Raw genomic sequence first — 20697 nt, 5'->3', positions numbered from 1 at the left:
CGCCACCACCTGAAATCCGCACAGCGCTAACGCGTTCTTAGTGCGCAACTACCTCGACTGAGAATCCTCGACTGAGAGTCGTGGACGAGGCGCGAGGCGTTCGCAGCCTCGCGCACGACGCCACTGGCCCACATCCACTCGAGTGGATGTGGGCCAGTGGCGTGTATGCCGTGTTAGAGGGCCCTCGTTCAAGAAGTCTGGGCGTAGGGAAAACGCAGATATCCGCGACCTTAACGGGTCGAACGCCCGACCATCCGGCACACCGGACGAGCCAGAACGTCTGACGCACCGCGGGACCCACGCTCGAAGGGCCCCGCGGCGACGTCAGCTCCGTGCCCCGAACGCTGAGCGGGGCAGCAGCCACGCCCGCAGGCGAGCGCCGACGGAGGCGTCGGAGCGTGCTGCGCGCGTCACGCGTTCGGTCGTGGCAGCCATGCCCCGCGCAGGCGTCGGAGCGTAGCGCGAGTTCTCGATCGAGTGTGCCGCGCGTTCGACGGCTTGGACGAGGTGCGTCGACGCGCGCGGGTTGTCGTCGGCGAACCGGCCGGCCGCTTCCTGTGGGGATCGCTCGGTCGTGATGACGTACCCGAGGTCGCGCAGGTTCCACACCATGCGGTGCCACAGCGCCTCGTCACGCTCGCGGGGCTCACGTGCCTGACGCACCGGGCGGTTGCGTCGCCACCAACCGAGCAGCGGCAATGCGCCGAGCAGGGCGATGACGGCCAGTGCGCCGAGCAGCGTCAGCAGGACGCGACCAAGAACGCCGTCGTCGTGGGGCGTCACCGGCGCGCCGTGCGAGGTCGACCTCGACGTCTGCGTCGTCGACGGGGCAACCGAACGAGTGGACGGCACGGGCGCGCTCGAGCTCGTCGTCGGGGCGCTCGACGACGACTTCGTCGCCGACGGGCTCGTCCGTGCGTAGGCCGGGGCCGCGCCCGAGCGCGAACCGGGCGTCGGCTCGAACCGCGTCCACCCCATGCCGGGGAAGTACAGCTCCGGCCAGGCGTGCGCGTCCGCGGCGCGGACCTCGTACTCGTTGCCCCGCTTCGTGCCGGGAAGGAATCCGATCGCGACGCGCGCCGGGATGCCGAGCGAGCGCGCGCTCATCACCATCGCGGTGGCGTACTGGGTGCAGTAACCCTGCTTTGTCTCGAGGAAGTTGGACAGGGGGTCGAGCTGCGCGCCGTCGACGGTGCGGGTCGGGGCGAGCGTCAGCGAGTACGTGTAGGACGGGTCGGTGCGCAGGTGGTTCTGGATGGCGACGGCCTTGTCGAAACGCGAGGTCGCATCTCCGGCGCCGGAGGCGGTGAGCAGCGCGTCGATCCGCGTGCGGGCCGCCTGCCGCAGCGAGGCGACGTCGAGGTCGTCCTGCGTCACCCCACCCGTTCCGGCGCTGACGGCCGAGTCGTCGACGGGGCGCGCTGCCGCCGTGAACGTCCGGAAGATGACGGCGTACGCGGGCACCTGAGCGTCGAGGTGCGGCACGCCGGTCGTCGTTCCGACGTCGAAGGTGTCGTGGCCCTGGCCGAAGGCGGCGGCGCGCAGCGTCGTCGGCGCGGCGATGAACGGCGGCTTCATCGCGTTGAGCGTGACGGTGGCCTGCGAGCTCGTCGTCGGCACGGCCGGGTCGTAGCCGAGCGCCGGGAACTCGCTGTTGGCCTTCACCTTCGTCGTCGGCTCGTTCGTGCGGGCGCGCCACTGGCCGTCCGCGTACGTCGAGCTCGTCGTCACCCGGAGCGGGCCGGGCTGTGAGTCCTCGGTCGTGTAGGTGAGGACGGGCGCCGCGTTGCGCGAGGACAGATCATTGCTCAGGTCGAGCGATGTCGAGAAGTCCACGCTCGTGTCGACGCCCCGGGCCCCACCCTCGGCGAGAGCCGGAGTCGCGCGGGTCGGCACGTGCCCCGACAGGGCGGCGGCGCCGGCCACGGCCAGCACCGTCACGGCGGCGAAGACGGGCGCACCCGTCAACGTGCGGGAACGACTCGTGCTCAGCCACATCAGGAGCGCCCACGCGGCTGCGGCAGCAGCGAAGTAGGGCAGCGGCAGCGTCTGACCGAGCGCGGTCGTCGCGAGCACGAACGGCGCCGCGACGGGCAGGACGGTGGCGGCCGGCAGCTTCGAGGTGCCGCCGACGTAGTCGACGACGAGGGCGACGAGCGCGGCGCCGAGCGTCAGCGCGGCGATGACGCCGGCGAGGGCCGGCAGGGGAGCGACGGAGGAGTTCGCGACCTTCTGCGCCTCGTGGCCGGCGGCCCGCAGAGCGGACGGGGTCGGGGAGACCCCGTGCGCGGCGAGCGCCGCGAGTGGCGCGACGACGACGGCCGCCGCCTGCGCGAGCACGATGAGCCAGGAGCGTGCACCCACGCGTCGCAGCCCGGCGCCGATCGCCCACACGACGAGCGCGGCCACGACGATCGGCACGCCGACGCTGCCGGCCTTCGACAACTCGACGAGCGGCCAGCAGGCGCTCAGGCACAGCAGCCCCAGGGCGACCTCGGCGAGGATGCGGCGGGTGGTCATCGAGCTCCTTCGGCGGGGGCGGTGGTGACGGGGCGCGCCTCGCGAACCGTGTGTGTGCTCCACCCGTCGGCGTCGAGGCGGGCGCGCATCGACGTCACGGCATCGGGTGATCCGGCGACGAACGCCTCACCCCCGGACGGCGCCGGCCCCAGTGAGCCCGCGGTGTCGGCGTGGACGAAGACGACGTGCGCGGACGCGGCGTCGTCGACGAGGGGGCAATCACCCGCGACGGCGAGGGCGTCCATCGCGTCGTGGAGATCGCGGTAGGTCTCGGCGCCGACCCGCAGCGCGAACGGCTGGTGCGCGCGGGCGCGTGCACTCAGCCACGAGGCGCAGGCTTCGACGAGGCCTTCCCATCCGGCGTCGACACCCGGGGTCTCGACGTGCCCGACGAGCCGGGCACGGGCGGTCTCGTCGGTCGGTGGGTCGAGCTGGCGGACGATGAGTTCACCGCGGCGAGCGGTGGCGGGCCAGTGCACGAGGCGCATGTCGTCACCGCGCACGTACTGGCGCACGCTCGCCCCGACCTCGCCGCCGAAGGCGAGGTGCGATTCGATGCTCGAGTCGCCGACGAGGCTGCGCTCGCGCTGCGGCGTGAGCGCGACGTCTTGGCGGGGCCACACGCGGATCTCACGGCGCGCGGCGACGTCCCGCGTCAGGTGCGCGAGGCCGAATGGGTCACGCACGACCAGGCGCGTCGGACCGGTGACGAAGCGGCCGCGGTGAGGTGCGCTCACCGCGTATTCGCCGTCGAAGTGGCGCCCCTCGACCGGCCACGACGGCGTCGGGCCGCCGAACGTGTGCGGTTCCTGGAGGGTGGCACCCGAGAATCGCGCCGACAGCGACAGCTCGGCGTGGACGGCGACACGCTCGCGGTCACCGGGTTCGAGCGGCAACCGCGGGCCGACGTGACGCACCTGCGCCGACGCGCGTGTCGCGACGAACAGCGTCAGCACGCTGAGGACGAGGAGCAGCAACGCGAAGATTCCGGCTCGCACGAGGTCGGTGAAACCCGAGAACGCGCCGATGAGCACGAGGGAGACGCCCGCTCCCGCGAGCAGCAGGCCACGACGGGTGAGGCGCGGCAGCGCGCTCATCGCGACGCCGACGGCACAGCCACGGTCTCGACGAGGTGGCGCACGACGTCACCGGGCGTCTCGTCGCGCTGGGCGCGGTTCATGAGGACACGGTGCGACAGGACGGCGGGCGCCATGGCGGCGACGTCCTCCGGTAGCGCGTGGTCGCGCCCCGCGATGGCGGCGTGGGCGCGCGCCGCGCGCAGCAGCTGCAGCGAGGAGCGCGGGCTCGCGCCGAGACGCAGGCTGGGGTGGCTGCGCGTCGCGGCGACGAGGTCGACGACGTACTGACGCAGCGCGTCACTCGTGTGCAGCGACGCGATGGCATCGATCGCGTGCTCGACGTCGTCGGCGCTGGCGACGGGACGCAGCGTGTCGAGCGGGTCCTTCTCACCGTGGTGCAGAAGCATGTCGAGCTCGGCGCGCGCAGAGGGGTAACCCATGCTGATCTGCGCCATGAAACGGTCGCGCTGCGCCTCGGGCAGGGGAAAGGTGCCGTCCATCTCGACGGGGTTCTGTGTCGCGACGACCATGAAGGGGCGCGGCAGCGGCATGGTGCGCCCGTCCATGCTCACCTGGTGCTCCTCCATCGCTTCGAGCAGCGCCGACTGCGTCTTCGGCGAGGCGCGGTTGATCTCGTCACCGATGACGATGTTCGCGAACACCGCGCCTGGACGGAACGTGAAGTCACCCTTGCCCTGGTCGTAGACGTTGACACCGGTGATGTCGCTCGGGAGCAGGTCGGGCGTGAATTGGATGCGTCGCATCGTCGCGTCGACCGAACGGGCCAGGGCCTTGGCGAGCACGGTCTTGCCGACGCCCGGCACGTCCTCGACGAGCAGGTGACCGCCCGCGAACAGCACGGTGACGGCCGTGAGCACGACGTCGTCCTTGCCCTCGACGACGAGGGCGACGTTGCGGCGTACGGCGTCGGCGAGGCCGAGGACGTCGGTGGTCGCGGGGCGAGGCTCGGGGCTGCGGCGTTCCATGACTCACGATCTTGCCAAACTTCCCTCCCCGGCCACAGTTCGCCCCGCGGGCTCGGATGCGTCGTCACCCGCATGGCCGACGAGCGCATCGCCCTCCACCGCGCTCCACGCACGCCCTCCACTGCGCTCCACCGGGTTCCTCCACATCGCTCCACCTGCGCTCTCGACGAGGTGCCGTGGCCGTGAAGCCGTCGACCGAGCCGGACCCCGCGCCCCCACGGTCGGGGAGCGGCGGTTTTTTCCCTCCACCGCGCCCCACCCGCCGTCAGCCCTGCAATGACGCGGAAATCGCTCTGCCCAGATCACGAGATCAGACATGGTGGGGCGACATGGTGGGGTGAAGTGGAGTAGAGTGGGGGTCATCGGAGCGAGATCGGTGACGGGAGGTGCCCAGCCGTGTTTCTGGGTACCCACACGCCGCGTCTCGACGACAAGGGCCGCATGATCCTTCCCGCGAAGTTTCGCGAGAAGTTCGCTGCGGGCCTCGTCATGACGCGTGGGCAGGAACGCTGCCTGTACGTCTTTCCGATGAACGAGTTCGAGCGCATCGCTGCCGCGATGAACACGACACCCGTCACCTCGCGTGCGGTGCGTGATTATCAGCGCGTCCTGCTCTCGGGGGCCTGCGACGAGATCCCCGACAAGCAGGGCCGTGTGACGATCCCGCCGCTGCTGCGCGAGTACGCGGGTCTTTCGAAGGAATGCACGGTGATCGGTGCGGGTAACCGCGTCGAGATCTGGGACACGCAGGCGTGGAACGACTACCTCGCCGGCGCGGAACAGCCGTTCTCCGAGCAGGCCGAAGAAGTCGTTCCCGGTTTGCTGTAGCCCTGCTGTCGCGAGGTCTCCGGCCGCTGAGAATCCGACACACCTTCCCCGGTGCCGGAAGCCCAGCGGCGGGGGCCCTGGCGACAGCAGCGCCGCCGGCCGAATGCCGCCCACCCCGATTCGAGCGACGGAGCACCGATGGAGATGTCACGCGGCCTCGCAGCCGATCGTCACGTGCCCGTCATGCTCACCGAGATCCTCGACGCTCTCGCCCCCTCGCTCGAGCGCTCCGGCGCTCTCTACGTCGACGCCACCCTCGGCATGGGTGGCCACACCGAGGCCGTGCTCGAGCGCTTCGGCGAGGCCCGCGCCATCGGGATCGACCGTGACACCGAGGCCCTGCGTCTGGCCGGTGAACGCCTCGCCCGCTTCGGTGACCGCTTCGAAGGCGTGCACGCCGTCAACACCGAGGTCGCCGACGTCCTGCCCCGCCCCGCGGACGCGATGCTGTTCGACCTCGGCGTCTCCAGCCTGCAGCTCGATGAGCTCGACCGCGGCTTCAGTTACCGCGCCGACGCGCCACTCGACATGCGGATGGACCAGACGAGCGACGGGCCCACGGCCGCCGACGTCCTCAACACCGCCAGCCAGGACGAGTTGGAGCGCATCCTCAAGACGTACGGCGAGGAGCGCTTCGCCCGCAAGATCGCGCACGCCGTCGTCAAGGAGCGAGAGAAGCAGCCGTGGACGACGTCGGGTCGGCTCGTCGAGATGTTGCGCTCGGTCATCCCGCTCGCTTCGCAGCGTCAGAGCGGCCACCCGGCCAAGCGCACCTTCCAGGCCCTGCGCATCGAGGTCAACGACGAACTGCGCGGCTGGGAGCAGGCTGTGACGTCGGCGCTCGACTCGCTGGCCGTCGGCGGACGCCTCGCCGTGCTGTCGTTCCACTCGCTGGAGGACCGCATCACGAAGCGCGCCTTCGCAACTGCGTCCGCCTCGACCGCGCCGCCCGGTCTACCGGTGGAACTACCCGAGCACCGTCCCGAGTTCGCGCTCGTCACCCGGGGCGCCGCCGTCCCGAGCGAGGACGAACTCGCGCGCAACCCCCGCAGTGCCTCCGTCAGATTACGAGTCATCGAACGCACCCGAGCGAAAGGAAGCCAGTCATGACCCAGCTGGCCGCCCCCACCCGCGCCCCTCGTCGAGTGACGACGAGTCGCCCCCGCGTCACCTCGGCCCGTTCCGGTGCGCGTCCGGCTCGGCCAGCGACTCAGGTCGCCACCGCCGAGCGCGCCGGGCACACTCGCTTCATGGCGCTCGCCGTCCTCGTCGCGATGGCCTCGGCGCTTGCGCTGTTGTTCCTCAACACGATGCGCGCCGAGCAGTCGTTCACCCTCTCGACGCTGCGCAGTGACGTCTCCACGCTCAACGAGCGAGAGCAGGCGCTCGACAGCGAGATCTCGGCCGTGTCCGCGCCCGAGGAGCTCACGCTGAAGGCCGAGAGCTACGGCATGGTCAAGCCGGCGTCGATCACCTATGTGAGTCGGGACACGGGCAAGAAGCTCGGCGTGGCACACCCGAGCCAGGCGGGCACGGCGCTTAGTGTGAACACGCTCCCGAGCACCCCCGCCAGCAAGGCGGCCGGCGAGGTGATCGCCAGCGGCACCGTCGGTCTGCACATCACCGACCCGGTGGCGCAGGCGCAGGCTCGAGCCAAGGAGAAGGCAGCGGCCGACGCTGCTGCGGCCAAGGCCGAGGCGGCCAAGAAGGCCGAGGCGGCGAAGAAGACGAGCAAGTAAGACGTAGAGCGAGCACGACGTGGACGAGCGGGACGAGGAGAGCTGACGTGGATCGACCCCGGCGCTCTCAGCCCGGCCAGCCTCGCCGCCCCCGTCCCGACGGCTCCCAGCGTCCTGGATCTCGCGGTCGGGTTCCGGCGCAGAACCGGCGACAGGGACGACCCCAGGGTCAGGATCGGCCTCGCGAACGGCCGGCTGCGGGTGGTGGTGCGCGAGGCGTTCGTCAGAACAGCGACGGCCAGGGCCGCCCGGTGCGCTGGAACGAACCCGCCCGGGCACGTCTCGCGGCCGTCGGGCACCCGCGCCGACGTTCGCGACTCATGCTCATGGCATTCACGCTCGTGTTCGCGATCTTCGCCTACGAACTGTTCAGCGTGCAGTGGTGGAACGCGGACGAGCTGTCCCAGCAGGCGCTGACGCAGCGGCTCACGCGCACCAACGTGCCGGCCGCGCGCGGCACCATCACCGACGAGAACGGTGCGGTCCTCGCCCGCAGCGTCGAACGCCGCGACATCGCGGGAGACCCTGTTGCGGCCTCGCAGTACCGCAAGAACTCGAAGAGGTCGCCCAAGGGCATCGACGGCGTGGGCGCACAACTCGCCCAGGTGCTCGGCGGCGACGCGAGCGACTACGCGAGCAAGCTCGACGAGGCGAGCAAGCGAAAGAGCCGCTTCGTGTACCTCGCGAAGGACATCACGCCGGCGCAGTGGAGCCAGCTCAAGGCGCTGGAGCTGCCCGGCATCTCCTCGGAACTGCGTCAGAAGCGTGAATACCCGCAGCGCACCTCCGTCGCCCCGCTCGTCGGCTGGGTGAACTCGGCCGGCGTGCCTGGCGGCGGGGTGGAGCAGATGCTCGACGCGCAGCTGCGCGGCAAGGACGGCATCCACCAGATCGAGCGCGCTCGCAACGGCGAGCCGATCGCGACGGGGGACAACCTCGACCAGCAGCCCGTCAGCGGCCGGGCCGTGCAGCTCACCGTCGACAACGACATCCAGTGGTACGCGCAGAACGAACTCGTCGCGGCCGTCAAGAAGACGAAGTCGCAGTCGGGCGAGATCGTCGTCGCCGACAAGGCGGGGCACCTTCTCGCGACCGCGAGCTACCCGAGCTTCGACAACAACGACATGAGTTCGGCCGCGTCCGACGCCTTGCAGAACCGTGCGTTCACCGACACCTTCGAACCCGGTTCGACACAGAAGATGGTGACGGCGGGCGCGCTCCTCGAGGAAGGCCTCGCGAGGCCCACGACGCACGTCGAGGTGCCCGCCAAGTTGGAGCGCGCCGGGCGCCCGTTCCAGGATTCGCACCCCCACGGCGTCGAGTACCTGACCCTCGCCGGTGTCATCGCACAATCGTCGAACATGGGCACGATCCTCGCGGGCGAGAAGATGCCCAAGGAGACGTTGTACTCGTACATGATGAAGTTCGGGCTCGGCAAGACGACCGGAATCGGCTTTCCCGGCGAGTCCGCGGGCATCGTCCCGCCCGTCAAGAACTGGGTGGGGGACACGTGGTACACCGTGATGTTCGGTCAGGGCCTCGCGAGTTCTGCGGTGCAGCAGACGGCGCTGTTCCAGACCATCGCCAACGGTGGGGTGCGCTCGCCGCTCAGCCTCGTGTCGAAGGTGCAGGACGCCGACGGGACGATGAAGGCGCCGCAGGACGATCGCACGCCGACGCGCGTGTTCAGTGAGAAGACCTCGCGCGAGCTCATCGGCATGATGCAGGGCGTCGTGTCGAAGGAGGGCTCGGCGCCGCTCGCGGCCGTCGACGGGTACGACGTCGCCGGCAAGACCTCGACGGCCCAGCGCTACGACGCGCAGAAGAAGACGTACGACGGCGTGACGGCGGGTTTCATCGGCATGGCGCCCGCGAAGGATCCGCAGCTCATCGTGTCGGTGACGCTGCAGAAGCCGCAGGCGGGCACCTTCGGTGGCGACCTCGCCGCGCCCGTGTTCTCCAAGGTCATGGGGTACGCCCTGCATAACCGTAAGATTCCCCCGAACAAGAGCGACAAGTTGCCCTATCCGATCGAATACCGTTCGAAGGAGTCGTCGTCCCAGTGATCGAACTATCACTCGAGGAGATCGCGACCGTCACCGGGGGACGCCTGGTCGGCCCCGACGCTCGCATCACCGGTCCCGTCGTCACCGACTCGCGCGAGTGCGCCGCCGGCTCGCTCTACGTCGCGCGCGTCGGTGAGCACGCGGACGGGCACGACTTCGTCCCGGCCGCGCTGGCGGTCGGCGCTGCCGGAGTTCTCGGCGAGCGAGCGGTCGACGGTGCTTCGTGCGTCGTCGTCGACGACGTCGAACTGGCCTTCGCCGAGGTGGCGCGCGCCGTCGTCGACCGTGCACCCAACCTGCAGATCGTGGGCATCACCGGCTCGTCGGGCAAGACGTCGACGAAGGATCTGCTCGGTGCGGTGCTCGCGCGGTTCGCGCCGACGATCGCCCCCTACGGCTCGCTCAACAGCGAGGTCGGGGTCCCGCTGACGGTCTGCCGCATCGACGAGGCGACGCGCTACCTCGTCGCCGAGATGGGCGCCTCGGGGGTGGGGCACATCGCGTACCTGACGAAGATCGCGCCGCCGAGCATCGGCATCGTGCTCAACGTCGGGCAGGCGCACATGGGCGAGTTCGGCTCCGTCGAGGCAATCGCCCGGACGAAGGGTGAGCTCGTGGAGGCGCTGCCGCAGGACGGCGTCGCGATCCTCAACGTCGACGACTCGCGGGTGCGCGCGATGGCGAGCCGCACGCAGGCAAAGGTCATCCTCGTGGGGCTCGGCGAGGACGCCGACTACCGTGCCACCGACGTGAGCATCGACGAGGCCGGTCGCCCGAGCTATCACCTCACCTGCCCCCTCGGGGAGGCAGACGTGCGTCTCGCCCTCGTCGGCGAGCACCAGGTCGGCAACTCGCTCAGCGTCATCGCCGCCGCGACCAGCCTCGGACTCGCGCTCGGCGACGTCGTCGAGGCCGTCGCCGGAGCCGGGGCCGCGTCGCGCTGGCGCATGGAGGTCAGCGAGGTCGGCGGCGGCGTGACGCTCGTCAACGACGCGTACAACGCCAACCCCGACTCGATGCGTGCCGCGCTGCGAGCCCTCGCCCACATGGGTACCTCACGCCGCAGCATCGCCGCGCTCGGTGAGATGCGCGAACTGGGCGAGGCCTCGCATGACGAGCACACCGCCGTCGGGCAGCTCGCCGCCGAACTGGGCATCGACCGCCTCGTCGTCGTCGGCGCGGGCGCGCAGGCCATCGCGCAGGGGGCGCGCACGGCGGGCATGACGGCGGACGCCGTCACCACCGTCGACGACATCGACGCGGCACACGACGTGCTCGTCGAGCAGATCGCACCGGGGGATGTCGTGCTGTTCAAGTCGAGTCGTGACTCGGGTCTTCGCATGCTGGGGGATAGGTTGGTCGAAGAATCCGGTACACCCGCATTTCCTGTCACGGAGGTGACCTCATGAAGGGCGTGCTCATCGCGGCCATCGTGTCGCTGATCGCCGCTCTGTTCGGCACCCCCATGTTCATCAAGTTCCTGGTGCGCAAGGGATACGGGCAGTTCATCCGCGACGACGGCCCCACGACGCACCACACCAAGCGCGGCACGCCGACGATGGGTGGCGCCGTCATCATCGCGGCGAGCCTGCTCGCGTACGGCTGCGCCCACCTGTTCACGATGACGCCGATGAGCGCGAGCGGCCTACTCGTCATGTTCCTCATGGCGGGGCTGGGGCTCGTCGGGTTCGCCGACGACGCCATCAAGATCACGAAGCAGCGATCGCTCGGGCTGACGTCACTGCAGAAGCTCGGGGGGCAGACGCTCGTCGCCGTCATCTTCGCAGTGCTCGCACTGCAGTTCGAGAACTCCAACGGCCTCACACCCGCGAGCTACGCCATCTCGTTCGTGCGCGACTCGAGCCTGTCGCTCGCGGTCGGCGGCACCGTCGTCAGCCTGCTGCTGTTCGTCATCTGGGCGAACCTGCTCATCGCGGGTACCTCGAACGGCGTCAACCTCACCGACGGTCTCGACGGGCTCGCCACCGGCGCGTGCGTCATGGTGTTCGGCGCGTACGTGCTCATCTCGATCTGGCAGTTCAACCAGAACTGCCAGTACTCGGAGATGATGACGCACGCCGCCAAGTGCTATGACGTGCGCGACCCTCACGACCTCGCCGTCGTCGCCGCGGCGCTCATGGGTGCCTGCTTCGGCTTCCTGTGGTGGAACGCGACGCCGGCCAAGATCTTCATGGGTGACACCGGTTCGCTCGCCCTCGGCGGCGCGCTCGCGGGCCTCGCCATCACGACGCGCACCGAGTTCCTCGTCGTCATCCTCGCCGGGCTGTTCGTCATCGAGACGCTCTCGGTCATCCTCCAGGTCGGCTCGTTCAAGGCCCGACGCAAGCGCATCTTCCGGATGGCGCCGCTGCACCACCACTTCGAGATGGTGGGTTGGAACGAGATCACCGTCGTCATCAGGTTCTGGATCATCGCGGGGCTGTGCGTCGCGTTCGGTCTGGGCATCTTCTACGCGGAATGGAACGTCAGCCAGTGAGCCAGCACGACCTGTGGGCCCTCGACCCTTCTTACGAACCGTTCGCGGGGGAGCGTGACCTCACGCACCGCGACGCCGACTGGTCCGGGTTGTCGGTGCTCGTCATCGGGCTCGGCGTGTCCGGGTTCGCGGCCGCCGACGCGCTCCTCGAGCGCGGCGCCCGCGTGCGCGTCGTCTCGCGCGACCACAGCGACGTCATGGCCGAACGCGCGCAGATCCTCGACGTCCTCGGCGCCGACGTCGCGTTCGGCGCCGAGCACATGGACGCGGCGCCGGAGGGTACGCATCTCATCGTCACCTCGCCGGGCGTGGCGCCGAGCGCGCCGATCATGCAGGACGCCATGTCGCGCGGCATTCCCGTCTGGGGTGAGGTCGAGCTCGCGTGGCGCATGCGCCCGCGCGAGGGCGGTGCGCCGTGGCTGACGATCACCGGGACCAACGGCAAGACGACGGCCGTCACGATGCTCGAGTCGATGCTCAAGGCGCAGGGGCTGCGCGCGGTGGCCGCCGGCAATGTCGGCATGCCGCTGCTCGAGGCAGTACTGCACCCGCAGCCGTACGACGTCATCGCGGTCGAGCTGTCGTCGTTCCAGCTGCACTGGTCGCGCACGGTGTCGCCGTACGCGTCCTGCTGCCTCAACGTCGCCCCCGACCACATCGACTGGCATGGCTCCTACGAGGAGTACAAGCGTCAGAAGGGGCGGGTGTACGAGCGCACCCAGGTCGCGTGCGTCTACAACGTGGACGATCCCGCGACCGAGGCGATGGTCGAGGACGCCGAGGTCGTCGACGGCTGTCGCGCGATCGGGTTCACGCTCGGCACGCCGGGGCCGTCGATGGTCGGCATCGTCGACGACGTCCTCGCCGACCGTGCCTTCATCGCCGAACGACGCACCAGCGCAGCCGAACTCGCCATCCTGAGTGACCTCGGCCCGAACGCTTCCGCACCGCACTACGTCGCCGACGCGCTCGCCGCGGCCGCGCTCGCCCGCAGCTACGGCGTGACGCTCGCCGCCGTCCGTCAGGGCCTGGTCGACTACACGCCCCAGCCGCACCGGATGGCGAGCGTCGCCGAGGTCGGCGGCGTGCGCTGGGTCGACGACTCGAAGGCGACGAACCCGCCCGCGGCCCAGGCGTCGCTGCAGGCGTTCGACCCCGTCGTCTGGATCGCCGGCGGATTGCTCAAGGGCGCCGAGGTCGATGATCTCGTGCGCGCGAACGCCTCGCGGCTGCGCGCCGCGGTGCTGCTCGGTCGTGACCGGGGCATCATCGCCGACGCTCTCGCGGCCCACGCGCCGCAGGTGCCCGTCACCGTCATCGAGACGAGCGATGCCGACGAGGCGATGCGTGAGGCCGTCGCGGCGGCGAACGCAGCCGCCCAGCGCGGCGACACCGTGCTGCTCGCACCGGCAGCGGCGAGTCTCGACATGTACGCCTCCTACGGCGCGCGCGGTGACGCGTTCGCCGACGCGGTCGCGGCACTCAGCGGATCCGGGGCATGACGGCGACGCGCCTGTCATGGCGGGATTCGCCTGCGGTGCAGGGGGCCTCGCGTCAGCTCAGAGGGCGCCTGAAGTGGCTCGAGTCGCCGCTGGCCACGTATTACCTGATCCTCGGCTCGGCGGGCATGCTCGTCGGACTCGGACTCGTCATGGTGTTGTCCGCCTCGAGCGTGACGTCGTACATGGATACGCAGTCGCCGTATTCGGACTTCACGAAGCAGGCGGTATTCGCGGTGGTCGGTGTCATCGTGGCTACCGTGACGAGTCGTCTGCCGATCCGGGTGTTCAAGGTGATGGCCTTTCCTCTCATGCTCGCCGCACTCTTCCTGCAGGTGCTCGTCATGGTGCCCGGGATCGGTGTGGAGGTACTCGGCAACCGCAACTGGATCCGAGTGGGCGGGCTGCAGATCCAGCCGTCCGAGATCGGCAAGGTGGCGCTGATCCTCATGGTGGCGCTCGTCCTGTCCAACCGACAGGCCCACCTGCACGACCCCCGTCGCTCGATCCTGCCTACCGTGCCCTATGTCGTCCTGCTCATCGGGCTGATCATGCTCGGCAAGGATCTCGGGACGACGATGGTCGTCTCGGTCATCTACCTCGGCATGTTGTGGTGTGCCGGCGCGCGCAAGGCGTTGTTCGGTTGGCTGGCGGCCCTCGCCCTCGTCACGTTGCCCATCGCGATCTGGACGAGTGGTAACCGGACCTCGCGCATCCAGGCCTGGCTCGGTGGGTGCGACAACGTCGATCTCGACGGGTGCTACCAGAAGGTGCACGGCATGTACGCTCTCGCCGGGGGCGGAGTGTGGGGCCTCGGGCCGGGCGCCTCGCGTGAGAAGTGGCAGTGGTTGCCGGAGGCTCACAACGACTTCATCTTTGCCATCATCGGCGAAGAGCTCGGTCTGCCGGGTGCCCTCACGGTGCTCGCGTTGTACGTCGTGCTCGCCTACGCGTGCTACCGGCTCATCGCGCAGACGCGTGACATGTTCGTCCGCGTCGCGAGTGCCGGCATCATGGTGTGGATCTGTTTCCAGGCAGTGGTCAACATCGGCTCGGTCCTGGGCATCTTCCCGATCGTCGGTGTGCCGCTCCCGCTGGTCTCCTATGGCGGGTCGGCGCTCGTCATGACACTGTTCGGCATCGGCATCCTGTTGGCCTTCGCCAGGCAGGAACCAGGTGCCGCCGAAGCTCTCACCCTCAAACCGCGCCGCGTGGCGCGCACACTCGCCGTGCTCCCTCGACGGAAAGGCTGACTGACATGACGCTCGAACGCGTTCTGCTCGCCGGAGGAGGAACGGCCGGTCACGTCCTGCCGTTGCTCGCGACGGTGCAGGAGATCACCGACCGCCACACCGAAGCCGTCATCACGGTCGTCGGTTCCCCTGACGGCATCGAGGAGCGACTGGTGCCCGAGCACGGTTTCACGCTGTCTTACGTGCCGAAGGTCGCCTTCCCGCGTCGGCCGAACGTCGCCGCGCTGAGGTTTCCCGCCGCGTTCCGGGGGGCGCTGCGCCAGGCGGAGGCACTCGTTGCCGAACGCCGCCCGCAGGTCGTCGTCGGCTTCGGCGGGTATGTCTCGACGCCCGTCTACCTCGCGGCGCGCAAGGCTGGGATCCCCATCGTCATCCACGAGCAGAACGCCCGGCCGGGGCTGGCGAACAAGCTCGGCGTGCGATGGGCCGCGCACACGGCGACGACGTTCCCCGGCACCCCGCTGGCGGGCGCCGAGGTCGTCGGGATGCCGCTGCGACGCGAGATCCGAGAGCTTCGCCCCGCGATGCTGCGCGCCGAGGCGATGACGTACTTCGGTCTCGAACCCGGACGCCCGACGCTCGTCATCACCGGTGGCTCGCTCGGTGCAGCGAGTCTCAACGAGGCCTTCGCCGCGGCCGCGCCGGCGCTGCGTGAGGCCGGGGTGCAGGTCCTGCACATCACCGGGCGGGGCAAGGGGTTCGAGGCCCCGGCCACCGCCTCGGGGCCGCGCTACGTCGTCGAGGAGTACTGCGACCGCATGGACCTCGCCTACGCGGTGGCCGACCTCGTCGTCACGCGAAGCGGCGCCGGCATGGTGAGCGAACTGTCCACGCTCGCGATCCCCGCGATCTACGTGCCGCTGCCCATCGGCAACGGCGAGCAGCGACTCAACGCGAAGGACGTCGTCGAGGCCGGGGGAGCATTGCTCGTCGACAACGGCGACGTCGACGCGACGTGGGTAGAGCGCGTCGTCATCCCGCTCGTGACGGACGCCGACGAGCTGGCCCGCATGCGTGCGGCAGCCGGCAGCCGCGGGCACGCGGATGGCGCCGCACGCCTCGTCGACCTCATCGAGGACGCTGCAGCGACCGGGGGCCGGGCATGAGCAACGGTGTGAACGAGCGGTTCGACTTCGCCGCGCCGCTGCCCGCTCTCGCGGACGTGCCACACGTGCACATGATCGCGGTCGGCGGCTCAGGCATGTCGGGCGTCGCGCGGTTGTTCCTCGCCGCGGGCGTCACCCTGAGCGGCTCCGACAACGTCGACCTGCCGGTACTCGACGACCTTCGTGCCCAGGGAGCACGCATCGAGCTCGGGTACGACGCCGCGAACGTTGCCGACGTGCCGGACGGCGCCGTCGTCCTCATCTCAAGCGCCATCAACGAGGCCAACCCCGAACTCGTCGAGGTCAGACGGCGCGGTCTGCCGGTGCTGCACCGCAGCCAGGGCCTCGCGATGCTCATGCGCGCGGGTCGCGGGCTCGCCGTCGCGGGCGCCAACGGCAAGACGACGACGAGCGGAATGGCGACGGCCGCCCTCGTCGCGGCGGGAGAGAAGCCGTCGTTCGCGATCGGCGCCAACGTCGCGGGGCTCGGTGTCAACGCGGCACCGGGCGAGGGCGAGATCTTCGTCGTCGAGGCCGACGAGAGCGACGGCTCGTTCGTCGTCTACCACCCGCAGGTCGCGATCGTCACGAACATCAAGGACGATCACCTCGACTTCTACGGCACGTCGGCCAACCTTGCTCGTGCCTACGAGACCTTCGCGGCGACGATCGCGCCGCAGGGTCTGCTCGTCGCCTGCGCTGACGACGAGGGCTCGCTGGCCCTGGCCCAGCGCCGTCGCGCCGCGGGCGCGCGCGTCTTGACGTACGGGCGCGACACCGACGCAGACGTGCGTATCGTCGCGGAGAGCGGGGAGGGCTTCGACTGGCGCATGAGCCTTCGCGACGGGGATGCCGTCCACGACGTCGCGCTGCATGTGCCGGGTGCCCACAACCTGCTCAACGCGGCGGGCGTCTACACCGCCCTCGTCCACGGTTTCGGCCTCGCGCCGGCCGATGTCGCGCGCGGGCTCGGGGCCTTCCGCGGCACCTCGCGTCGGTTCGAGCCGCGTGGTGAGGCGGGCGGCGTCCGCGTCGTCGACGACTACGCCCACAACCCCGGCAAGCTCGACGCCCTCGTGCGTACGGCGGCCGGGCTCAAGGACGACGGCGAACTCATCGTCATCTTCCAGCCCCACCTGTACTCGCGTACGCAGCACGCGGCGACCGGTCTCGCCGCGGCGCTCGATGGCGCCGACCACGCCTTCGTCCTCGACGTGTACGGCGCGCGCGAGCAGCCCGTCGCCGGGGTGAGCGGCGCGCTGATCACCGATCGCATGACGTCCGGACGCGGCGAGTTCACTCCCACGGCCGACGACGCGCTCGCTCGCGTGCTCGACGTGGCTCGCCCGGGCGACCTCGTCGTGACCGTCGGCGCGGGCGATGTCACGCACCTCGGCCCGCGCATCCTCACTGGTCTCAATACGCGTGAAGGTGAAGTCGAAGGTTAATCTTTTCGGCGGCCAAGACCCCCCGGGATTCTGCGGAATGCCGGGGGTCTTCCGTTGCCTCAGGGGTCCCGGGTCGCCGAGGGGGTGCGGTGGTGCGCGGGTCGGCGGGCCACGTGCCTGGCGGGGTCACGTTCGAGTTGACGTCGAGATGTTCGCGTCCGGGCATCCGGTCGCGTAGCATCGGCTCTGCATACTCGCACCCGCTTTCGAAAGGCCTCTTCTCGTGGCAACTCCCCAGAACTACCTGGCCGTCATCAAGGTCGTCGGTATCGGCGGCGGTGGCGTCAACGCCATCAACCGGATGATCGAGGTCGGCCTCAAGGGTGTGGAGTTCATCGCGATCAACACCGACGCCCAGGCCCTGCTCATGAGTGACGCCGACGTCAAGCTCGACGTGGGCCGTGAGCTGACGCGCGGTCTCGGTGCCGGCGCCGACCCCGAGGTCGGTCGTCAGGCGGCGGAGGATCACGCTGAGGAGATCGAAGAGGTCCTCAAGGGCGCCGACATGGTGTTCGTCACCGCCGGTGAGGGTGGTGGCACGGGCACGGGTGGTGCGCCCGTCGTCGCGAAGATCGCCCGCGGCCTCGGTGCTTTGACGATCGGTGTCGTGACCCGCCCGTTCACCTTCGAGGGCCGTCGTCGCGCGAACCAGGCCGAGCTCGGCATCTCCGCGCTGCGCGAAGAGGTCGACACGCTCATCGTCATCCCGAACGACCGGCTGCTGTCGATCAGCGACCGCGCCGTCTCGATGCTTGACGCCTTCCGCTCGGCCGACCAGGTGCTCCTGTCCGGTGTCCAGGGCATCACCGACCTCATCACGACCCCAGGTCTGATCAACCTCGACTTCGCCGACGTCAAGTCCGTCATGCAGGGTGCCGGCTCGGCGCTCATGGGCATCGGTTCGGCCCGTGGCGAGGACCGCGCGGTGCAGGCCGCCGAACTCGCTATCTCGAGCCCGCTGCTCGAGGCGAGCATCGACGGCGCCCACGGCGTCCTGCTGTCGGTCCAGGGCGGTTCCGACCTCGGTCTGTTCGAGATCAACGAGGCCGCTCGCCTCGTGCAGGAGGCGGCGCACCCCGAGGCCAACATCATCTTTGGTGCCGTCATCGACGACGCCCTGGGCGACGAGGTGCGCGTCACCGTCATCGCCGCCGGTTTCGACGGTGGTGCGCCGCAGAAGCGCAACGATGAGCGTCCTGCTCAGCAGGGTGGCGCTCAGCAGCGTCCCGCGCAGCAGCAGACGTCCGCGCAGATGCCGTCCCAGCAGGCGCAGCAGTCCTATCAGCCGCAGGCTGCCGCCCCGGCGACGATCAAGCCCGTCGCCGTTCCCGGTACGACCGCCGGTCCGACGCGCGTCTCCGCGCCGCCGGCCCGCGTCCAGCCGGGTCAGGGTGAGCAGCAGCACGCCCAGGACGCTCAGCAGGACCAGGCGCAGCAGGGAGGCCAGCAGGCCGCCGAGGTCGTACGCCCGCCCAAGGAGGTCACGTTCGAGGATCGTGACGACCTGGACGTCCCCGACTTCCTCAAGTGATCCGGAGCCCGGTCGATGTTCTTCTGGCACGACCGGCGTGAGTCGCCGAGCGGCTCGCTCGAACGGTGCTTCACCGATTCCCTCGACGGGGTCAGTGAGGCGCCGTTCTCGGCGTTGAACCTCGGGCTGCACGTCGGTGACGACGAGCGTGCGGTGCGCGTGAACAGGGAGCGGGTCTCCGCGCAGCTGGGTGGCGTCCCCATCGCCTGGATGGATCAGGTCCACGGCGCGAGCGTCGCGGAGGTCACCCTCGCCGACGTCGCCTCCGGTCAGGCCGGACCGAGCGCTGACGCGATGGTCAGCCGTGACAGCGGCCTCGCGCTCGGCGTCATGGTGGCCGACTGCACGCCGGTTCTCCTGAGTGATGACGCGGCCGGCGTCATCGGCGTCGCGCACGCCGGGCGTCCCGGCATGCTCGCCGGCGTCGTGCCGGCGGCGCTCGAGGCGATGCGCCACCTCGGAGCGCGCGACATCAGCGCAGTGCTGGGCCCGTCGATCTGCGGGCGCTGCTACGAGGTGCCGCGCGAGATGCATGACGCCGCGCGTCAGGCCCACCCGGCCAGCGCCGCCATCACGTGGACGGGCACGCCGGCGATCGACGTCGCGGCGGGCGTCGCGTCGCAGCTCGCGGACGCCGGTGTCCCGCTCGAATGGGTGCCGGGATGCACGCGTGAGGAGCCTCGCCTGTACTCGTATCGTCGCGACGGCGCGACGGGTCGCTTCGCCGGGCTCATCGTCCGCAAGGCGGCCGTGTCGTGATGCAGCCTGCGACGCCGTCACGCACCGCCGATTCCGACCCCAGTCGCCGTGGTCTCGACGCCTCGCCCGCGCGTCGCGCCGAGTTGCAGGCCAACCTGGAGCGCGTGCGCGTCCGCATCGCCGCCGCCACGAGCGCGGCCGGGCGTGACGACGCCCCGACGCTCGTCGTCGTCACGAAGTTCTTCCCCGTCACCGACCTCGTCGCGCTCGCCGACCTCGGGGTGGGCGACGTGGGGGAGAACCGCGAGCAGGAGCTCGTCGAGAAGGTCGATGCGCTGCGCGCCGAGCGTCCGGATCTCATCGCCTCACCGCGTCGGCACTTCATCGGCCAGATCCAGAGCAAGAAGGCGCGCCGCATCGCGCGGCACGCGGACGTCGTGCAGTCGCTCGACCGGCTCAAGCTCGTGCCGCTGCTCGACGCCGGCGCCGCGGATCGCGAGAACCCCCTCGACATCTTCGTGCAGGTCGCTCTCGAGCGTGACGGTTCGGGGCGCGGTGGCGCGCAGGAGACCGAGCTGCACGAGGTGGCCGCGGCGGTCGAGCAGGCGCCGCACCTACGGTTGTGCGGGCTCATGGCGGTCGCGCCACTCGGAGAGGAGCCGGCCGCCGCGTTCTCGCGTCTCGCGCACGTCCGTCAAGATTTCCTCGCAAACTTCCCGCAGGCCACGTCGTTGTCGGCGGGGATGTCGGGCGATCTCGAGGACGCGGTGAAGATCGGCGCGACACACCTGCGTGTCGGAAGCGCAATACTCGGTTCGCGTCCGCTCGCCGGGTAACTTCGAGCCTGACACCGACGAGCTATGTGGTGCCCTTTCCGCGAGGGGCCAGGCGGACACAGGAGCAGGAAGAATGAGCGCACTGCGCAAGACGATGGAATACCTCGGACTGTCCGACGTGGACACGCACGCGCCGCGCGCGAGCGAGCAGTACGTCGAGGAGTACGAGGTCGCCTACGACGACGAGCGTCACGACGACTATGACGCGTACGAACGTCGCGCCCCTGCCGAGGTCACGCCGCTGCGCCCCGAGGTGACCCACCACGACTTTTCCGACACGGAGGCCTCGACCATGAGTCGCATCACGACCATCCACCCTCGGACGTACAACGAGGCCAAGGAGATCGGTGAGGCCTTCCGCGACAACGTCCCCGTCATCATGAACCTGTCCGACATGGACGACACGGACGCCAAGCGTCTCGTCGACTTCGCCGCCGGTCTCGTCTTCGGTCTGCACGGCTCCATCGAGCGCGTGACGAGCAAGGTCTTCCTCCTCTCGCCCGAGAACGTCGAGGTCTCCACGAGCGGGCCCGAGGTCGCCAAGGCGACGCGCGGGCTGTTCAACCAGAGCTGAATCGTCGCCTCGCGCTCGGGCCGCGGCCGCCGTTGT

Annotated in this window: 17 protein-coding genes; 14 read left to right on the top strand and 3 right to left on the bottom strand. The window is 70.0% G+C overall.

What is annotated here, in order from left to right; all coding sequences use genetic code 11:
* Positions 1–324: 324 nt before the first annotated feature.
* Genes J4Z35_RS05775 through J4Z35_RS05765 form a run of 3 tightly spaced genes read right to left on the bottom strand, consistent with a single transcriptional unit; the run spans position 325 to position 4585 of the window.
* Positions 325–2520 carry a transglutaminase domain-containing protein gene (locus J4Z35_RS05775; protein ID WP_074041043.1) on the bottom strand — a complete coding sequence of 732 codons (2196 nt, stop codon included), beginning with the start codon at positions 2518–2520 and terminating at the stop codon, positions 325–327.
* A complete protein-coding gene (locus J4Z35_RS05770; protein ID WP_074041042.1) occupies positions 2517–3617 on the bottom strand; it encodes a DUF58 domain-containing protein in 1101 nt (366 codons plus the stop codon). The genes J4Z35_RS05775 and J4Z35_RS05770 overlap by 4 nt, the downstream gene beginning before the upstream one ends.
* Positions 3614–4585: an AAA family ATPase gene (locus J4Z35_RS05765; protein WP_038567730.1), complete on the bottom strand. Its 972-nt coding sequence runs from the start codon at positions 4583–4585 to the stop codon at positions 3614–3616. The genes J4Z35_RS05770 and J4Z35_RS05765 overlap by 4 nt, the downstream gene beginning before the upstream one ends.
* A gap of 396 nt (positions 4586–4981) precedes the next feature.
* On the opposite strand from J4Z35_RS05765, the gene mraZ reads away from it, so the two are divergent.
* The 14 genes from mraZ (at position 4982) to sepF (ending at position 20661) form a co-directional block, all read left to right on the top strand.
* Positions 4982–5413 carry a division/cell wall cluster transcriptional repressor MraZ gene (gene mraZ, locus J4Z35_RS05760; protein ID WP_074041041.1) on the top strand — a complete coding sequence of 144 codons (432 nt, stop codon included), beginning with the start codon at positions 4982–4984 and terminating at the stop codon, positions 5411–5413.
* Positions 5414–5551: 138 nt separating this feature from the next.
* Positions 5552–6523: a 16S rRNA (cytosine(1402)-N(4))-methyltransferase RsmH gene (gene rsmH / locus J4Z35_RS05755; RefSeq protein ID WP_074041040.1), complete on the top strand. Its 972-nt coding sequence runs from the start codon at positions 5552–5554 to the stop codon at positions 6521–6523.
* A gap of 140 nt (positions 6524–6663) precedes the next feature.
* The gene (locus tag J4Z35_RS05750) at positions 6664–7152 is read left to right on the top strand and encodes a hypothetical protein (RefSeq protein WP_136788337.1); all 489 of its coding nucleotides are present in this window, start codon (positions 6664–6666) and stop codon (positions 7150–7152) included.
* A gap of 326 nt (positions 7153–7478) precedes the next feature.
* Positions 7479–9218, top strand: coding sequence for a penicillin-binding protein 2 (locus J4Z35_RS05745; protein ID WP_237723950.1), 1740 nt, complete (start codon positions 7479–7481; stop codon positions 9216–9218).
* On the top strand, positions 9215–10627 hold the full coding sequence (gene murF / locus J4Z35_RS05740; protein WP_062258725.1) for a UDP-N-acetylmuramoyl-tripeptide--D-alanyl-D-alanine ligase: 1413 nt from the start codon (positions 9215–9217) through the stop codon (positions 10625–10627). The genes J4Z35_RS05745 and murF overlap by 4 nt, the downstream gene beginning before the upstream one ends.
* Positions 10624–11715: a phospho-N-acetylmuramoyl-pentapeptide-transferase gene (gene mraY, locus J4Z35_RS05735; RefSeq protein ID WP_006946613.1), complete on the top strand. Its 1092-nt coding sequence runs from the start codon at positions 10624–10626 to the stop codon at positions 11713–11715. The genes murF and mraY overlap by 4 nt, the downstream gene beginning before the upstream one ends.
* Complete coding sequence (murD, locus tag J4Z35_RS05730) at positions 11712–13217, top strand: UDP-N-acetylmuramoyl-L-alanine--D-glutamate ligase (RefSeq protein ID WP_082740964.1); 1506 nt, start codon at positions 11712–11714, stop codon at positions 13215–13217. Before mraY ends, murD begins: the two co-directional genes overlap by 4 nt.
* A complete protein-coding gene (gene ftsW / locus J4Z35_RS05725) occupies positions 13214–14467 on the top strand; it encodes a putative lipid II flippase FtsW (protein WP_006946534.1) in 1254 nt (417 codons plus the stop codon). Before murD ends, ftsW begins: the two co-directional genes overlap by 4 nt.
* Positions 14468–14472: 5 nt before the next feature.
* Entirely contained in the window at positions 14473–15573 is a 1101-nt protein-coding gene (murG, locus tag J4Z35_RS05720; RefSeq protein ID WP_006946518.1) for an undecaprenyldiphospho-muramoylpentapeptide beta-N-acetylglucosaminyltransferase, read from the top strand.
* Complete coding sequence (murC, locus tag J4Z35_RS05715; protein ID WP_074041037.1) at positions 15570–17021, top strand: UDP-N-acetylmuramate--L-alanine ligase; 1452 nt, start codon at positions 15570–15572, stop codon at positions 17019–17021. The genes murG and murC overlap by 4 nt, the downstream gene beginning before the upstream one ends.
* Before the next feature lie 223 nt (positions 17022–17244).
* On the top strand, positions 17245–18552 hold the full coding sequence (gene ftsZ / locus J4Z35_RS05710; protein ID WP_074041036.1) for a cell division protein FtsZ: 1308 nt from the start codon (positions 17245–17247) through the stop codon (positions 18550–18552).
* Positions 18553–18567: 15 nt separating this feature from the next.
* Entirely contained in the window at positions 18568–19311 is a 744-nt protein-coding gene (gene pgeF / locus J4Z35_RS05705; RefSeq protein ID WP_006946611.1) for a peptidoglycan editing factor PgeF, read from the top strand.
* A complete protein-coding gene (locus J4Z35_RS05700) occupies positions 19308–20087 on the top strand; it encodes a YggS family pyridoxal phosphate-dependent enzyme (protein ID WP_171969881.1) in 780 nt (259 codons plus the stop codon). The genes pgeF and J4Z35_RS05700 overlap by 4 nt, the downstream gene beginning before the upstream one ends.
* A 73-nt stretch (positions 20088–20160) precedes the next feature.
* The gene (gene sepF, locus J4Z35_RS05695) at positions 20161–20661 is read left to right on the top strand and encodes a cell division protein SepF (RefSeq protein ID WP_006946575.1); all 501 of its coding nucleotides are present in this window, start codon (positions 20161–20163) and stop codon (positions 20659–20661) included.
* The last annotated feature ends 36 nt before the right edge of the window (positions 20662–20697 follow it).

This window comes from Dermacoccus sp. NHGro5, from assembly GCF_017565385.1.
In the GTDB taxonomy this organism is placed as follows: domain Bacteria; phylum Actinomycetota; class Actinomycetes; order Actinomycetales; family Dermatophilaceae; genus Dermacoccus; species Dermacoccus nishinomiyaensis.
This window is presented reverse-complemented; position numbering and strand designations above follow the sequence as displayed.